The organism is Ruania alkalisoli (genome assembly GCF_014960965.1).
Lineage (GTDB): Bacteria > Actinomycetota > Actinomycetes > Actinomycetales > Beutenbergiaceae > Ruania > Ruania alkalisoli.
This window is the reverse complement of record NZ_CP063169.1, coordinates 3,971,002-3,986,529: the sequence shown is the minus strand read 5'-3', so window position 1 is coordinate 3,986,529 and position 15,528 is coordinate 3,971,002. Positions and strand designations below refer to the sequence as shown.

Sequence of the window (15,528 nt, the reverse complement as noted above, 5' to 3'; positions counted from 1 at the left end):
CGAATCAAGTGACGGCATACGTCATAGGTAGGATCTTGACCATAAGGGTCATACATAGTACCTTCCAAGAGTCTCATCGCACGAGGACGTGAGAAGCGAAAGGCAATGATGCAGCTCGATGAATGGCAGGACGACGGCCCCGGCTGGCACCGGGCCGACGCCATCGTGCGCCGGGTCCAGGCGCCTGCCTTCCCCGACCGCGAGGTGCTGGTCGAGGACCATGGGGCAGTCGCCGACGGCGCGACGGACTGCTCCGCTGCCATCGCCGGTGCCATTGACGCCGTCCGCCGGGCCGGGGGTGGCCGGGTGGTTCTCGGCGCGGGGACCTACCTGACCGGGCCGATCCGGCTCTTCAGCAACATCGATCTGCATGTCGCCGCGGGGGCGACGGTGCGTTTCATCCCCGAGCCCGAACGCTACCTTCCGCCCGTCCTCACCCGGTGGCAGGGGGTGGAGATGATGGGGTACGCCCCGCTCATCAACGCCCACGATGCCGAGAACGTTGCTGTCACCGGCGCCGGCATCCTCGACGGTGGTGCTGACACCGAGCACTGGTGGCCCTGGTGCGGGATGGAAGAGTTCGGATGGCGCCCGGGGATCCCCGCTCAGGGGGACGACTGGGAACACCTGGTGGAGCAGGTTCGACAGGGGGTGCCGCCGAAGCAGCGGATCATGGCCCCGGCGAGCAATCTGCGGCCGAACTTCATCGAGTTCTACCGCTGCGAGCAGGTCTGGGTGCAGGGGGTGCGGATCGTCGGCTCTCCCATGTGGGAGATCCACCCGGTGCTGTGCACTGGTGTGCTCGTCGAGGACGTGCAGATCGACAGTCATGGCCCCAACAACGACGGTGTCGACCCCGAGTCCTGCACCGACGTCGTGATCCGGAACTGCCGGTTTGACGTCGGCGACGACGCGGTGGCGATCAAGGCGGGCCGGGAAGACGACGCCGAACGGGTCGATGAGCCGTGCCGGAATGTGGTGATCGAGGACTGCGCGATGACGATGAAGTACGGCGCATTCACCATCGGTAGCGAGCTCACGTCCGGCGTTCGCGACGTGTACGTGCGCAACTGCACGATCGGTGGACCGAACCTCTGGTACGGCCTCTACATCAAGACCAACGCTGCACGTGGCGGATATGTCGAGAATGTCTACGTCGACAACGTGGCGGTGACCGAGTTGCGGCGCGAGTTCCTCAGCTGCAACTTCCTCCGGGGGGAGGGCCTGGAAGGCCCGCGGACCCCGACTGTGCGCCACGTTCGCATCAGCAACGTCCGGGTCGGCCGGGCGAGGCGTGCCCTGCACCTGGCCGGGTACGCCCACAGCCCCATCGCTGACGTCCACATCTGTGACAGCACGTTCGAGTCGATGGCCGAGCCCGACTCGATCGAGAACGTCGTCGGCCTGATGCTGACGAACACTCACTCCGCGTAAGTCTCAACGAAGAGAGGTAAGAGCATGACCACGTTCAACCCCCTGGAGCGCGACCTCGACCGTCGCTCGCTGCTTCGCTACGGCGCAGCGGGCGCTGGTGCTCTCGCCACGACTGGCGTTCTCGCTGCCTGCGGCGGAGAACCGGAAGCCGAGGCTCCGAGCGAGATCGAGGCGAGCGGCGTCGACGGTGTCGAGCAGGTTCAGCTGGGAGAGGAGATCACCGAGGGGATCCTCTACCCGGAGGGTTATGTCGGACCTCGCTCCTATGTGCGCGAACCGTTCTACACCGGTGACGCCACCTTCACGATCGGCACCAAGCTCAATCCCAACGACGTCGGGGACTGGAACACCAACGAGTTCACCCAGTGGATGGAGGAGCAGACCGGCGTCCCGGTGAACTACGACGTCGTGCTGAACGAGGACGCCGACCTGACCCGGGTGAATGCACAGATGACGGCCGGCGACATGCCGGACGCCTACCTGATGATCCCCTTCACCAACGATCAGGTCTCCCTCTACGGCAGCCAGGGTCTGTTCCAGCCGCTGGAGGATCTCATCGAGACCTATGCGCCAGCGCTGCGTCAGGTGATGGAGGACTACCCCGAGTGGGGAGCCGCGCTCACCGCAACGGACGGTCACAAGTATCAGATGGCTGTTCCGAACGACTGCTACCACTGCCGGGTGAGCCCCTCACGCGCGTTTATCAACAAGCGGTACCTCGAGGCGGTCGGTGCTGAGATGCCGCAGACCACGGAGGACCTGCGCGAGGTGCTCAAGCTGTTCAAGGAACAGGATCCGTCCGGTACCGGTCAGATGATCCCCTTCTCCGGCGGTGGCCCGAACGACTTCATCGACAACTTCATCATGAACTCGTTCCTATACAACCCAGGCTCCGAGGGCACTGGCGGCGGGTGGCTGCGCCTGAACGAAGGCAACGTCGAGTTCGTCGCAGACAAGGATGAGTGGCGCGAAGGTCTGCGCTACCTGCGCACCCTCAGCGACGACGGCACGCTCGACCGCTCCGCCTTCACGATGACCTCCGACGAGCTGCTCCAGGCCGGCAACCAGGGCCGCCTCGGGTTCGTCCGCAGCTACTACTGGGGCTTCTTCGCCGACATCGCCGACGAGCCGGACGCCCTCTGGCGTGACTACGTCTCGGTACCGCCGCTCGAGGGCCCGAACGGTGTGCGCTACGCGAACTGGAACTGGGAGACCGACCGCAGCCGGCCGTTCGTGATCACCCGCAACTGCGAGAACCCCGAAGTGCTGGTGCAGTGGCTCGACTACATGTTCACGCTTGAGGGAACTCTCCGCGCTGCGGCCGGGAACACGGAGAACTGGAACTACGCCGAAGAAGGCGACGTCGGGATCAACGGGGAGCAGGCCATCTGGGACCGTGTGACCTGGCCACCCCCGGCCGGGACCAGCCTGGGCGGTCTGGCCCTGGCCTACAACTCCAACGACTTCCGCCTCGGTCAGCTGTCCGACCCGGACAATCCGGACCTGGAGGTCTTCCTCTACAACGCCACCACCGAGTACGAGCCGTATCAGCAGCCGCGGGAGTTCTTCCTGCCCTCGTTGATCTTCGACGAGACGCAGGCCTCACGTCGCGCGGATATCGCGACCTCGATCGAGAGCCACGTGCGCCAGCACATGGCCAGCTTCGCCATCGGTGAGCTCGACATCAACGACGACGCCGCGTGGGAGGAGTACGTGTCCGCGTTCGGCGCGATGGGGCTGCCGGAGTACATCGATCTGCACCAGCAAGCCTTCGACGCACGTCAGGGGTGAGAGAGTCGATGGCCCGTACGCGCCGGATGAGGTATTCCGGGGGTGACGCCACCTTCATGGTGACCACCTACATCTTGTTGGCGGTCTTCACCCTGTCCGTGCTCTACCCGCTCATCTTCGTCGTGAGCGCGTCGGTCTCCAGTGCCGACGCGCTCACGCGCGGAGAGGTCTGGTTCTGGCCGGTCGGGGTCAACGTTGACGCGTACGCCGAGGTCCTCGGCTCCCCCCGGCTGGTCAGGGGCTTCCTGAACTCGGTGCTGTACACGGTGCTGGGATCGGCCATCGGGACATTCCTGACGTTGCTGGCCGGCTATGTGCTCTCGCGCGACGATCTGCCGTTCAGGCGGATCCTGATGTTCTTCTTCCTCATCCCGTTTCTGTTCAGCGCCGGGATCATCCCGACCTACATGATCGTGAATGCCCTGGGGCTGATGGATTCGATCTGGGCGGTGGTGCTGCCGGGTGTGCTGAACGTCTTCAACATGATCATCACGATGACGTTCTACCGCCTGAACATCCCCAAAGAGATGCTTGAGGCGGCGCAGGTTGACGGAGCCACGGACTTCCGGTTCTTCTTCCGGATGGCCATCCCTCTGAGCAAGCCGATTATCGCCGTGAACGTGCTGTTCTACGCGATCACGCAGTGGAACAGCTGGTTCAACGCGCTGCTGTACCTCTCGGACGACACGCTGTTCCCGCTGCAGTTGGTGCTGCGCGACATCCTTACCCAGAGCCAGGTGGACCCCTCCATGATCGGCGGCGATGTCTCCGAGCTGATCCGCCGCAAGGAACTGTTCGACAAGCTCAAATACGCCCTGATCGTGGTCGCGATGATTCCGCCCATGATCGCCTACCCGTTCGTCCAGAAGCACTTCACCAAGGGTGCGCTGATCGGATCGCTGAAGTGAGCCAGGGAGCCTGAACGATGACGTCACCGACGACCACCGCACCGCCCGCGTCGCGGGGCCGGGCTCCGGAGCCGGTCAGCCGGAGGCCGGCGAGGAAGCATCAACACCCCCTCGGACTGCGCCTGAAGCGATCATGGCGCCTCTACGTGCTCCTGCTGCCACCGTTTGTCTACGGGATCCTGTTCATGTGGGCCCCGCTGTACGGCCTGCAGATGGCATTCAAGGACTTCAGTGTGGCCCTGGGCATCAACGGCAGCCCCTGGGCTGGGCTGAAGTACATCGAGCAGTTCGTCAGTTCCTTCCAGTTCGGGACTGTGATCAGGAACTCCCTGGTGCTGAACTTCTACGAGCTGATCGCACTTTTCCCGCTGCCGATCATCCTCGCGCTACTGCTCAACGTGGTGCGCAACATGAAGTTCAAGCGGACCGTTCAGATGATCACCTATGCGCCCTACTTCATCTCCACGGTGGTGGTGGTGGGCATCATCATCATGCTGTTCTCCCCGAGCGGCGGCATCGTGAACCAGGTGATCGTCGGGCTGGGCGGCCAGCCGACCGACTTCCTCAGCTCGGAGTTCTTCCGGCACACCTACGTCTGGTCCGGTGCCTGGCAGACGCTGGGCTACTCGGCGATCATCTATCTCGCGGCTTTGGCCGGCATCGATCCGCAGCTGCATGAGGCGGCCAAGGTGGACGGCGCCTCGATCGTGCGTCGCATCTGGCACATCGACATCCCCGGCATTCTGCCGGTGATGGTGACGTTGCTGATCCTGAACATGGGCTCGATGCTCTCCGTCGGCTTCGAGAAGGTGTTGCTGATGCAGACGCCGCTGAACCTCAACGTCTCCGAGGTGATCGACACCTACTCCTACAACGTCGCGTTCGCCTCCTCGATCCCTCAGTACTCCTACGCCGCCGCCATCGGCCTGTTCAAGTCCGTGATCGCCGTCATCATGCTCGTGATGGCCAACTGGCTGGCGCGGCGCGTGGCGAAAACCAGCCTGTTCTGATGGCGGGCACGTCGGTACCGGCGTGGTTCACCCACGACCGGTTCGGGATGTTCGTCCACTTCGGGGTCTATTCTGCCCTGGCCCGGCACGAATGGGTGATGACCAACGAGCGGATCGACCCGGCGGAGTACGAGCGGCTCGCGAGGTACTTCGATCCCGACCTGTTCGACGCCGATGCTCTGGCGCGGGCGGCGAAGGACGCAGGGATGGGCTATGTGGTGCTGACCGCCAAGCACCACGAGGGCTTCGCGTTGTACCACACCGCGCTCAGCGACTACAGCTCGGCCGCCTTCTGTGGGCGCGACCTCGTCGCCGAGACTGTCGAGGCGTGCCGCCGAGTGGGGCTGCGGGTCGGCCTCTACTACTCGCTCATCGACTGGCATCACCCGGACTTCACGATCGACTTCCAGCACCCGCTCCGGGACCGCCCGGATGCCGCCGAGCTGAACTCCGGTCGCGATATGGACAGCTACCGCCGGTTCCTGCACGGGCAGGTGCGTGAGCTGCTGACCGGGTACGGGCAGATCGACTACGTCTTCTACGACTTCACCTACCCGTGGGAGCAGGACGGCTGGGTCGGCAAGGGGCCGAAGGACTGGGACGCGGCCGGTCTACTCGCGATGACGCGCGAGCTCCAACCGGGAGCGGTGGTCAACGACCGGCTGGGCATCCCGGGCGATTTGGTCACCCCGGAGCAGTACCTGCCGGACGCCCCGATGATGACCGACGACGGCGCCTGGCAGACCTGGGAGGCCTGCCACACCATGAACGGGGCGTGGGGGTATGACCGGGAGAACCGTAACCTCAAGAGCCCGGACCTGCTGATCCGCACGTTGATCGACATCGTGTCCAAGAACGGGAACTTCCTACTCAACATCGGCCCAGACGGACGGGGTGCGATCACCGGCAGCGATGCGGCCTCGCTCGGGGTCCTCGCCGAGTGGATGCGCCTGCACCGCCAGGCGATCGTCGGGGCCGGGCCGGTGGCGGCCACCCCGGCGCCCGGGACCGCGTTCACCGCGCGCGCTGACCGGATCTACGTGCACCTGCTGCACTGGCCGCTCAAGCACGTGCACCTGCGGGATCTGCCCGGCTCGGTGCGGTATGCGCGGTTCCTGCACGACGGTTCTCAGCTGCAGGTGAGGGTGGCCGGCGGCGGGCGCACCGACGCCAACCATCAGCTTGACCACATCACCCCCGGTGAGCAGCCTGCAGGCACGGTCACGTTGCAGTTGCCTGCCGTCCGGCCCGAGGTCGCGGTCCCGGTCGTGGAGCTCTTCCTCACCGAGGACTGACCCCCAGCCCGGCCTCGGTTCGCCTCAGCCCTCGGCGGACTGCAGCACACCGTCAACGCGTCGGGGAATGCCCACCCGGCCCTCGCGCAGTTCGGGCGGCAGCACCTCCTGTGGTGCGTCCTGCCAGGCGAGAGGCCGGAGGAAGCGACGGATGGCGGTGGCGCCCACCGAGGTGTGCGTGGTGTTCGTCGCCGGCCAGGGGCCGCCGTGGTGCATCGCCCAGCACACCCGCACGCCGGTGGGGTAGCCGTCGTAGACGATCCGCCCGACGACGTCCCGCACGGCCTCGGTCAAGGCCTGCCGCTCGCTCTCCTCGCCGGCCCCCGAGTGGATCGTCGCCGTCAGGGAGTCGGGGACAGCCGTCAAGGTCGAACGGACCTGCGTCAGGTCGCGATAGCGGACCACCACGAGCAGGGGGCCGAAGGCCTCCTCGGCGACGGCGGGGGTGACGTCGTCGGCGTCGATCTCGAGCACGGCCGGGGTGAGCGAGAAGCCCTGCTCACCGGCTCGGGGTGCCAGCAGGCTGCGTGCGCGACCCTCATCGATGAGCCGGGTGCGGATCTCGCCGAAGCTGTCGTGGATGCGGGAGTTCAGCAGCGTCTGCGGCCCGGCGGCCTCGCCGCGTGCAACCAGACCGGCGACGAGCGCATCACCGGCCTCCCCCTCCGGGACCAGCGCGATCCCCGGTTTGGTGCACAACTGCCCGGCGGACCCGGTGAACGAGGTGTACAAGCCGTCGGCGATCTCCTCGCCGCGTTCTGCGAGAGCGCCGGTGGTGATCACGAGCGGGTTGAGACTGGAGAGCTCTCCGTAGAAGGGGATGGGCGTGGGGCGCTCGTCGATCAGGGACTGCAGGATCTTCCCGGTGGACAGCGACCCGGTAAAGCCGACAGCGCTGATGCGGGGGTCACGGACCAGGTCCGCCCCCGCCTGCTGCCCGTAGACGATCCCGACGGTGCCCTCGGGAGCGCCGTAGGCGGCCGCGGCCGCCGCGAGGCTCTCGTAGGAGCGCTGGGAGGTCAGCAGGTGCGAGCTGTGTGCCTTGATGACCACGGAGCTGCCTCCTGCGATCGCCGAGGCCGTGTCACCGCCCAGCACGGAGAAGGCGAAGGGGAAGTTGCTCGCCCCGAAGACGGCGACCGGACCGAGGGGCACGAGCATGCGGCGCACGTCGGGGCCGGGGCCGAGCGGGGTCTCACCGGCGTGGTCGATGATCGCCTCGAGGTACCCGCCGTCGGTGACGACGTCGGCGAACAGGCGCAGCTGGTAGACGGAGCGGGAGAGCTCGCCGTTCAGCCGCGGTTCGGGCAGGCCCGTCTCGCTCATCGCCGTGCTCACGAGCGCTTCCCGGTCCTGCTCGACACCGTTCGCCAGGGCCAGCAGCAGCCCGGCTCGCCAGGCGCGGCTGCGGTTGCTCAGGTCGCGGAAGGCATCACGAGCCAGGGTGGTGATCTCGACCAGCCGCTCAGGGCTGGTCTGCTCGACGAGCGTGGGTGTGGTGGTGCCGGTACGCGGGTCGGTCGTCGACAGGGTGGTCATTGCGTCATCCTTCCGATCAGGTTTCGCTGAGCGAGGTTGGAGATCAGGTCACCGATCCCGAACTCCCACGGGGGCAGGCACTCGCTGTGCTGGACGCGATTACTCAGCGCGCCCAGACCTGGGGAGGCGATCCGGACCACGTCACCAGGGTGGTGGGTGAAGCCGTGACCGGCCACATCGCGATCGGCGGTCGGGGCGAACATGGTGCCCAGGTACAGCACGAAGCCGTCCGGATAGGCGTGATGATTCCCGGTCGCCTGGTGGACGAGGTCGGCGGGGTCGCGACTGATGCGCGCCATCTCCGATGTCGCCTCGAGCCGGAAGCCGTCTTCACCGGTGACAGTGAGCGAGACGGTCTCCCGTCGCACGTGGTCGAGGGTGAACGTGGAGTCGAACAGCCTCAGGAACGGGCCGAGCGAGGCGGAGGCATTGTTGTCCTTCGCCCGTCCCAGCAGCAGGGCGGAGCGGCCCTCGATGTCACGCAGGTTCACGTCGTTGCCGAGGGTGGCGCCGACGATCGCGCCGGCGGAGGAGACCACCAGCACCACTTCGGGCTCGGGGTTGTTCCACTCCGACTCGGCGAGCACGCCCACGTCCGCGCCCGGCCCGACCGAGGCGAGCACGGGTGCTTTGGTGAAGATCTCGGCATCCGGCCCGATACCGACCTCGAGGTACTGGCTCCACATCCCGGCCTCGAGCAGCACCTCCTTCAGTCGCGCGGCGGCCTCCGAGCCGGGCACGAGGTCAGCGATGTCACCGCCGATCGCCTCCAGGATGGTGCCACGGATGTTCTCGGCGGTTGCGGCCTCGCCCCGTGCGCGCTCCTCGATGATCCGTTCAATCATCGAGACCGGGAACGTCACGCCGGCGGCCTTGATGACCTGCAGGTCGATCGGCGAGAGCAGCCAGGGCAGCCTCTCGTCCCGGCGGCCGGTATCGGTGTTGGCCCAGACAGTTTCGAGCGAGCCGAGGGAAGGGCCGCTCGCCCCGGCGGCGGCCGCGGCCGGGTCCGGCTGCTCGGTGAGGTCACGCATCGTGGGGAAGGTGGCGGAGAGGTCCTGCAGCTCGCCCTCTCGGACAGCTACGACCGCCGGCCCTGGGGCACGCGGCACCCAGGCGCGCCCGACCAGCACCGCGTCGGCGTCGTCCTGTGGCAGGATGTCGGTGACCGGGGGGAACCATGTCATGGGCTCTGCTCCTCAGTGCTGGTCAGTGCTGGTCAGTGGCCGTGGAAGGTGCCCGCGCGCTTCTGCGCGAACGCCGCACGGCCCTCGGTGGCGTCGTCGGTGGCGAAGGTGATCGCCTGCAGCTCCCGCTCGTAGCCGATGGCCCCGTCGAGCGGGAGGTTCTGCGCCGCGCGCAGGTTCGCCTTCGCCGTCTCGACGGCGATCGGTGGACGGGCCGCGATCGTCGCCGCCAGGGCCTGGGCTGTGTCGAGCAGGTCCGCCGCTGGCAGGCTCTGACTGATCATTCCCCAGGCGAGCGCCTGCGAGGCGTCAATGGGGTCCCCGGTCATCAGCATGGTGGCCGCGTTGCTCGGACCGATCGAGTTCGTGAGGAGGGGGGACATGCCACCGCCCCCGATCCAGCCGAGCTTGACCTCCGGTGCCGCGAACGTTGCGGAATCGGCGGCGAGCCGGATGTCGCAGGTCAGCGCGGCCTCCAGCCCACCCCCGAAGGCGTAGCCGTTCACGGCTGCGATCACTGGTTTCCGGCACTCGCGCAGAGCGTCGCAGTAGTCGCGCCGGTTCCGGAACTGCCACGGCGTGGTGTACTGATCGAGGGTGGAGATGTCGCTGCCTGCGCAGAAGGCGCGACCGGTGCCGGTGTAAACGACGGCCCGGATCGTGGGGTCGTCATTGATTCCGGCGATGATCCGGATGAGGTCGTTGCTCATTTCCTGGGTGACGGCGTTGAGCTTGTGCGGTCTGTTCAGCCGCACGGTCGCCACGCGATCGTGGATCTCGACCGCGATGAGGGTGGACTCGGGGGTGAGGGTCATGATGCCTCCGGTTGATGGGCGAACAGCTCCTCGAGCTCGTCCAGGGCCTCGCTGGCAGAGCGTCCGCCGAGGACGACGGAGCGCACGATCGCCGATGCCTGGCTCTGGGCAGGGACGTAGCCGGCGAAGCGCGGCCTGACCCAGGCAGCCTCCATGGTGGCGCGCGTGGCGCCGTAGAACCCGTGGGCGGCGGCGTCGACGGCCGGGTCCGACCAGGCGGCCCGGGAGCTGGGCTGGCCGTCGTGAGTGGGGATGAACGTGCGTTGGGTGTGCTCGTCGAGCAGCCACAGCACGTGGTCCAGGAGCGCCGGAGACGGACGGCTCCTGCGGGTGAGAGCCATACCGGTGCCGCCGATCGTCGAACCGATCCGGCGAGCCATCGGCGGCGGGCCGAAGGAGAGCGTGCGCGAGGAGTAGTTCACGTAGCCGTACACCAGCGGCAGGTAGTCGATGTCGCCGGCGGTGCGCATCCGGTCCAGCAGCCCGATCGGGTTCAGGTGCTCGGTCCCTGCGGGGAGGTTGGCCGAGAGGTCGGTCATGATCTGCAGGGCATGCTGGGCCGTGCGTCGCTCGAAGATGGCCCCCGCATACTCGCCACCGAGGGAGACGGCGATGGAGCAGAACGTCAGGAACGCATGCGGACCGGCGAGGCTCATCGCCACCCGCGCGGTCCCGGCCACCGCGATCGCCTGGTCCCAGCTGGTGGGTGCGTCGGGAACCGTATCGGGTCGCCGTGCGCTCACCTGCGTGGCTGCGTCCAGCGGGAGCGCCCACAGGTGTGAGCCGAACCGGTAGGAGCGCACGCTGGCCCCCACTGCGCCCCGCTCCAGGCGTTGGACCACCTCCGGGGGCAGGAGGCCGTCGATCGGGTGCAGGCAGTCGGCGGCCAGCGCGTCGCCGAGGTGAGGGTGATCGAGCACCAGGACGTCATAGCGCCTGGCGAGGTCGGCGATCGCCGCCGACTCGAACCCCTCCAGCGGCTGCACCTCCCACCGCAGCGTGTCTGTTCCGGTCAGGCCGGTCAGCCGAGGAGCTGCAGCCTCCAGCGCGTTCCGGCCCCGCGGGTGGTCCCAAGTGAGCCCGACATAGTCGGTCATACCGGGGCGCTGACCGGTTCGGTCACCACACCGCTGCCGACCAGGCTGTCGGCGCGGTCCGACTCGATACCCAGCTCGCCGAGAATCTCCCGGGTGTGCTCGCCGACCCGTGGCGCACCGCGGTCGATGCGCGGTGGTGTCTTCGTCATCCGGTAGGGGAAGCCGGGGGTCTTCACGCGACCCTCGGTGGGGTGGTCGTATTCGACGAACGTCCCGTTGTGCCGGATCTGCGGGTCCTGGACCAGATCCTCGTAGCCGTATACCGGACCGACCCACATACCGGCGGGAAGCAGCACGTCCAGCCAGTGCTGCGTGCTGCGCCCACACAGGTGCCCGGCCACGATCGCGTGAAGTTCGTCCCGGTGGGTCCAGCCGTGGGTCTCGGCATCCAGGCCCGCCAGCCGTGGCTCCTCCAGCACGGCCCCCAGGGCCTCCAGGTCGGCGAACGCGAGGGCCAGGAACCCGTCCGCGGTCTCGAAGATGCCGTACGGGGCGCGGATATAGACATGCGCGTGCGGCTCCTCGCCCCGCTGCTGGGGTACGCCGCCGACGGTGTAGACACTCAGTTCTTGCATCTGCAGGGTGGTGAGCGCGTCGAGCATGTTGACGGTGACGAGCTGGCCCTCGCCCGTGCGCTCCCGGTGGAGCAACGCTGCCAGCACGCCCTCGAACGCGGTCGAGGCGGTGACGGCGTCGGCCAGGTACTGCCCGGCGGGCGCGGGCGGTTCACCGTCGCGCCCGGCGGAGAGCATGGCACCGCTCATGGCCTGCAGGATGAGATCTTGGCCGGGGCGGTCACGGTACGGTCCGTCCTCGCCGTAGCCGGAGATGGACACGTAGACCAGCGCCGGGTTGATCGCAGCGAGGGTCTCGTAGTCCAGACCGAGACGGGCAGCGACCCCGGGCCGGTAGTTCTGCAGGAAGACGTCGGCGCCCGCGACGAGCTCGCGCACGATCTGGCGTCCTTCCTCGGACTTGAGGTCGATCGCCAGGGACCGCTTGTTCCGGTTCAGGCTGAGGAAGGACACGTTGATCTCGTTGCCCTTCGCCCCACCGGCAGCAGCGCCGCGCTGCCACTCCCCGGTGGTGGGTTCAACCTTGACGACGTCGGCGCCCAGGTCGCCCAGACGCTGGGCCGCGAACGGGCCGGCCATGGCGATGGAGCAGTCGATCACGCGGTAGCCGTCGAGGACTCCGCGGTGGGTGGCGTCGGTCATGTCTCCCTCAGAGGTTCTCGATGGACGGGCGTCTCGACGCCGCTGGCGCCGGCCGAGCGCAGCAGCGCCTCGATCAGCTCGACCGATCTCGCGGCCACCAGGGCATCGGAGTTGTTCTCGGTGCTGGTACCGGTGATCAGGTCGATGAATCGGGCCGGGGGCACGAGGCACTCGTACTCGCCCTCACCCGGGGCGATGGCGACGTTCTCGCGACGGCCGTCGTAGCGGCTCAGTGAGACCCGCTCGCGCTCCACATCGATCATCAGCACCCCCTCGGAGCCGAACAGGCGGATGTCGAGCTGGTACTTGTCGCCGTCGGCGAGCGTGGCAGCACCCGAGACGGTGCCCAGCGCTCCGCCCTCGAACTGCACCACAGCGGCGTCGAAGAGGTCGACGGCGGCCCCTGGTCCGCTCACCCGGCCCGCCACCGTGGTGGCACGCAGGCCCGTGAGCCAGGACAGCAGCGCCGAGGAGTGGGTGATCTGCCCGTGCGCGTAGCCGCCGCCGTGGGCAGGGTCGGCCCAGGTGCTCGGGTCGGGCGCGGTGTGCGAGTTCCACCGCTGCAGCATGTGGGTGGGGTCGGAGCCGAACAGGCCACGGGTGGGCGAGGCCATGTGGCAGAGCACGTACTGGATCTCACCGATCCCGCCGGCGTCGAGGATGCGCTTGGCCGCGGACGTGAACGGCTTGTAATTCCAGCCGTAGGGCACCAGGAAGACGGTCCCGGCGCGTTCGGCACGTTCGACCAGGTCCCACGCCTGGGCAGCGTCCAACGTCATCGGCTTCTCACACAACACGTGTAATCCGCGCTCGAGCGCCTGTGCCGCGAACCGGTGATGCAGGTCATGCGGGGTGGAGATGACCACGGCATCGATGTCCGCGGCGAGGAGTTCGTCGGCGTCCTCGGTGGCCAGGTCGAACCCGAACTCTGCCTGCGCGTGGGCCAGGCTCGGTCCCATGCCGCAGACGCCCACCAGCTCCACGTCCTCGCGGGCGGCGAATACCGGGAAGTGATTGCTTGTCGCCCACCAGCCCGCGCCGATCGCCCCGAGCCGGACCGTCATCGGGTCCACCTCCAGGTGCGCAGGCCGTCCCGGATGCCCTCGCTCAGGCGTCCGGCGGCCACGAGCCGTTCCAGATTGCCTGTCATCGGGAAGATCAGGTAGTCAGCGGCTGCCTCGGTCCAGGGGCCGAGGTGCGGGGCGCACCGACGGATGAGCTCAAGCGAAGTGAGCTCCTCTACGGCACCCAGCTGCTGCTCCACCACCGCGTCGATGTGGTCCACGTAGGCGGCCGATCGGTGCAGGAAGGTGTCCACCTCGACTCCTTCGTAGACCGGGTAGTGCGCTGTCAGCAGCAGTTCCGCGTCGTACCTGCGCAGGCGGGTGATGGTGTCGGCATAGGCGACCGTGTCGCGGTAGGTGGGTGGGAAGACCGGCGCACCCTGCGCCGTCAGGACGCTCTCACCGAGCACGGCGTCGGAGATGAGCAGCGCGTTGTTGGCCGGGTCCCACAGGGCGAGGTGGCCGGGGGAGTGGCCGGGGGCGGAGATCACCTCGACCCGGCGGTCACCGCCCAGGTCGAGGACCTCGCCGCCGTCGAGCGCCTGATCCACGGCGACGAGCCGGGTGCTGCGGCGGATCTCGCTGGTGGTCTCGGGCGGGTCGTCGAAGCCGTCCCGGCTGGCGAACTCGCCGTATCGACCAGTGATCAGCAGGTCGACGTCCTCCGTCATCGGGACGTCCGCGCGACCGGCCAGGAACTCTGCTCCCGGTGCCAGCTCTCGGAGAGCGCCATTGCCGCCGGTGTGGTCGAAGTCGCAGTGGGAGCTGATCACCCAGCGGATCTCGGCCGGGGCCAGGCCGATCTCGCCGAGGTAGGGCTTGAGCGTGCCCGAGACTGACTCCTCCACCCCGGTGTCGAACAGCAGCGCGCCGCGCGGGCCGGTGAGCAGATACAGAGCAACGAACCGCTCCCCCAGGGGAGCGACGATCCGGTGTAGTCCCGGTCGCAACTCCATCATTCCCCCCATCCGCCGCCGTCGACGATGCGCAGTCCGCTTCGTTGTGGTCGCACGTGTGGTCCATCAGGTGTCTGCCAGCCGTCGGCGGCGCGAGCGGCGCAGATGGCCGCTTCGTCGACGGCGATGCCGGCGCCGGGCTGATAGCCCAGCACGATGCCGCCGTCGATGAACTCCTGATCGATGGTCAGCCCGAGGGGCGTCCCCAGGTCCTGAACTTCGGATGTGAGGTGGTTGGGCACCGCGGCGGCGACAGCGGCGACGGCGTAGTTGGCGGTGAGACCGACGGGGCTGATGGCTAGATCGCGACTGTGGGCGGTCATCGCGACCCGGTGCATGTGAGTGACGCCCCAGACGGCGCCGGCCTGGACGATGTCAGCGCCGCCAGCGTCCAGGAGTGGCCGGTACATCTCGAGGCCCGTGAGGTTCTCCCCTGTTGCTACGGCGGACTTGATCGACTGGCTCAGGCGCGCGTGCCCGAGCGCGTCCCAGCGGCGCAGCGGTTCCTCGACCCAGGTCAGATCGATGTGCTGTTCCAGCGCACTGACGTACCGCACGGCCTGCTTGACGTTCCAGGACTCGTTGGCATCGAGCATCAGCGCCGGTGGCGTGTCCCCGGCGCTGAGGGCCTCGGAGAGGAGTCCGAAGCGCCGCCGGTCGTCGCTGAGGCGCCGTCCTCCTTTGAGTTTGGCGGCCGTGTATCCACGCTCGGCGAACGAACGGTAGAGGGTCACGAGCTGGTCGTCGGTCAGCGCGGCATCGAGTCCGGAAGCGTATCCGTGGACATAGCGATCGCCGGCGCCGAGCAAGCGCCACAGCGGTTCTCCAGCGAGCTTGGCCTTGATGTCCCACAGAGCGGTATCGAGTGTGCCGATGCCACCGAAGGTTGCTCCGGCGTGGGAGGTCTTGAACACCCGGGCGAGCATCGCGTCGTACAACGTGGTGGCCGCGCGAGGGTCCTGTCCCTCCAGCGCGGGGAAGAGGCGGTCGAGGTCGGCGTGCGATCCGGTGCCGACCCCTTCGACGCCTTCGTCGGTCTCGAGGATCACGATCGGCAACTCGGTGACCCCGGAGGCAACGAACCCATTGACATCGCCCACTGGTCTGCCCCAGTGATGGGTTGTTCGAAGCGTGCGGTAACCGGTGATCTTCATATCATCCTCGAGGTGAGATCGGTCCGTACAGCATACATCATATGTCTGTTGTTTTGGTGTG

At 67.5% G+C, this 15,528-nt stretch carries 13 protein-coding genes; 5 read left to right on the top strand and 8 right to left on the bottom strand.

The window, feature by feature from the left end; translation table 11 throughout:
* The first annotated feature begins 105 nt into the window (after positions 1-105).
* Genes IM660_RS17790 through IM660_RS17770 form a run of 5 tightly spaced genes read left to right on the top strand, consistent with a single transcriptional unit; the run spans position 106 to position 6,438 of the window.
* Positions 106-1,434, top strand: a complete 1,329-nt coding sequence (locus IM660_RS17790; RefSeq protein ID WP_193497098.1) for a glycoside hydrolase family 28 protein — start codon at positions 106-108, stop codon at positions 1,432-1,434.
* 24 nt (positions 1,435-1,458) lie between these two features.
* Positions 1,459-3,225: an extracellular solute-binding protein gene (locus IM660_RS17785; protein ID WP_193497097.1), complete on the top strand. Its 1,767-nt coding sequence runs from the start codon at positions 1,459-1,461 to the stop codon at positions 3,223-3,225.
* An 8-nt stretch (positions 3,226-3,233) separates the two neighbouring features.
* The gene (locus IM660_RS17780) at positions 3,234-4,133 is read left to right on the top strand and encodes a carbohydrate ABC transporter permease (protein WP_210769016.1); all 900 of its coding nucleotides are present in this window, start codon (positions 3,234-3,236) and stop codon (positions 4,131-4,133) included.
* A gap of 17 nt (positions 4,134-4,150) precedes the next feature.
* Positions 4,151-5,143 carry an ABC transporter permease gene (locus IM660_RS17775; protein ID WP_193497096.1) on the top strand — a complete coding sequence of 331 codons (993 nt, stop codon included), beginning with the start codon at positions 4,151-4,153 and terminating at the stop codon, positions 5,141-5,143.
* On the top strand, positions 5,143-6,438 hold the full coding sequence (locus IM660_RS17770) for an alpha-L-fucosidase (protein ID WP_193497095.1): 1,296 nt from the start codon (positions 5,143-5,145) through the stop codon (positions 6,436-6,438). The genes IM660_RS17775 and IM660_RS17770 overlap by 1 nt, the downstream gene beginning before the upstream one ends.
* 24 nt (positions 6,439-6,462) lie before the next feature.
* On the opposite strand, the gene IM660_RS17765 is transcribed toward IM660_RS17770, so the two are convergent.
* The 8 genes from IM660_RS17765 to IM660_RS17730 are packed head-to-tail and all read right to left on the bottom strand — an operon-like array spanning position 6,463 to position 15,413.
* Positions 6,463-7,977, bottom strand: a complete 1,515-nt coding sequence (locus tag IM660_RS17765) for an aldehyde dehydrogenase (NADP(+)) (RefSeq protein WP_193497094.1) — start codon at positions 7,975-7,977, stop codon at positions 6,463-6,465.
* On the bottom strand, positions 7,974-9,164 hold the full coding sequence (locus IM660_RS17760) for a fumarylacetoacetate hydrolase family protein (RefSeq protein WP_193497093.1): 1,191 nt from the start codon (positions 9,162-9,164) through the stop codon (positions 7,974-7,976). Before IM660_RS17760 ends, IM660_RS17765 begins: the two co-directional genes overlap by 4 nt.
* Before the next feature lie 32 nt (positions 9,165-9,196).
* Positions 9,197-9,979: an enoyl-CoA hydratase/isomerase family protein gene (locus tag IM660_RS17755; protein WP_193497092.1), complete on the bottom strand. Its 783-nt coding sequence runs from the start codon at positions 9,977-9,979 to the stop codon at positions 9,197-9,199.
* A complete protein-coding gene (locus IM660_RS17750) occupies positions 9,976-11,076 on the bottom strand; it encodes a carbohydrate ABC transporter substrate-binding protein (RefSeq protein ID WP_193497091.1) in 1,101 nt (366 codons plus the stop codon). The genes IM660_RS17755 and IM660_RS17750 overlap by 4 nt, the downstream gene beginning before the upstream one ends.
* Complete coding sequence (locus IM660_RS17745; protein WP_193497090.1) at positions 11,073-12,293, bottom strand: CaiB/BaiF CoA transferase family protein; 1,221 nt, start codon at positions 12,291-12,293, stop codon at positions 11,073-11,075. The genes IM660_RS17750 and IM660_RS17745 overlap by 4 nt, the downstream gene beginning before the upstream one ends.
* Positions 12,290-13,357, bottom strand: coding sequence for a Gfo/Idh/MocA family protein (locus IM660_RS17740; RefSeq protein ID WP_193497089.1), 1,068 nt, complete (start codon positions 13,355-13,357; stop codon positions 12,290-12,292). Before IM660_RS17740 ends, IM660_RS17745 begins: the two co-directional genes overlap by 4 nt.
* The gene (locus IM660_RS17735) at positions 13,354-14,316 is read right to left on the bottom strand and encodes an MBL fold metallo-hydrolase (protein ID WP_193497088.1); all 963 of its coding nucleotides are present in this window, start codon (positions 14,314-14,316) and stop codon (positions 13,354-13,356) included. Before IM660_RS17735 ends, IM660_RS17740 begins: the two co-directional genes overlap by 4 nt.
* The gene (locus IM660_RS17730; protein ID WP_246465022.1) at positions 14,313-15,413 is read right to left on the bottom strand and encodes a mandelate racemase/muconate lactonizing enzyme family protein; all 1,101 of its coding nucleotides are present in this window, start codon (positions 15,411-15,413) and stop codon (positions 14,313-14,315) included. The genes IM660_RS17735 and IM660_RS17730 overlap by 4 nt, the downstream gene beginning before the upstream one ends.
* Positions 15,414-15,528 lie beyond the last annotated feature (115 nt).

Coding starts and splice junctions, on each gene's coding strand:
- IM660_RS17740 (WP_193497089.1), bottom strand. CDS start 13,357: ATGACGGTCCGGCTCGGGGCGATCGGCGCGGGCTGGTGGGCGACAAGC.
- IM660_RS17765 (WP_193497094.1), bottom strand. CDS start 7,977: ATGACCACCCTGTCGACGACCGACCCGCGTACCGGCACCACCACACCC.
- IM660_RS17780 (WP_210769016.1), top strand. CDS start 3,234: ATGGCCCGTACGCGCCGGATGAGGTATTCCGGGGGTGACGCCACCTTC.
- IM660_RS17745 (WP_193497090.1), bottom strand. CDS start 12,293: ATGACCGACGCCACCCACCGCGGAGTCCTCGACGGCTACCGCGTGATC.
- IM660_RS17790 (WP_193497098.1), top strand. CDS start 106: ATGATGCAGCTCGATGAATGGCAGGACGACGGCCCCGGCTGGCACCGG.
- IM660_RS17785 (WP_193497097.1), top strand. CDS start 1,459: ATGACCACGTTCAACCCCCTGGAGCGCGACCTCGACCGTCGCTCGCTG.
- IM660_RS17735 (WP_193497088.1), bottom strand. CDS start 14,316: ATGATGGAGTTGCGACCGGGACTACACCGGATCGTCGCTCCCCTGGGG.
- IM660_RS17750 (WP_193497091.1), bottom strand. CDS start 11,076: ATGACCGACTATGTCGGGCTCACTTGGGACCACCCGCGGGGCCGGAAC.
- IM660_RS17775 (WP_193497096.1), top strand. CDS start 4,151: ATGACGTCACCGACGACCACCGCACCGCCCGCGTCGCGGGGCCGGGCT.
- IM660_RS17760 (WP_193497093.1), bottom strand. CDS start 9,164: ATGACATGGTTCCCCCCGGTCACCGACATCCTGCCACAGGACGACGCC.
- IM660_RS17755 (WP_193497092.1), bottom strand. CDS start 9,979: ATGACCCTCACCCCCGAGTCCACCCTCATCGCGGTCGAGATCCACGAT.
- IM660_RS17770 (WP_193497095.1), top strand. CDS start 5,143: ATGGCGGGCACGTCGGTACCGGCGTGGTTCACCCACGACCGGTTCGGG.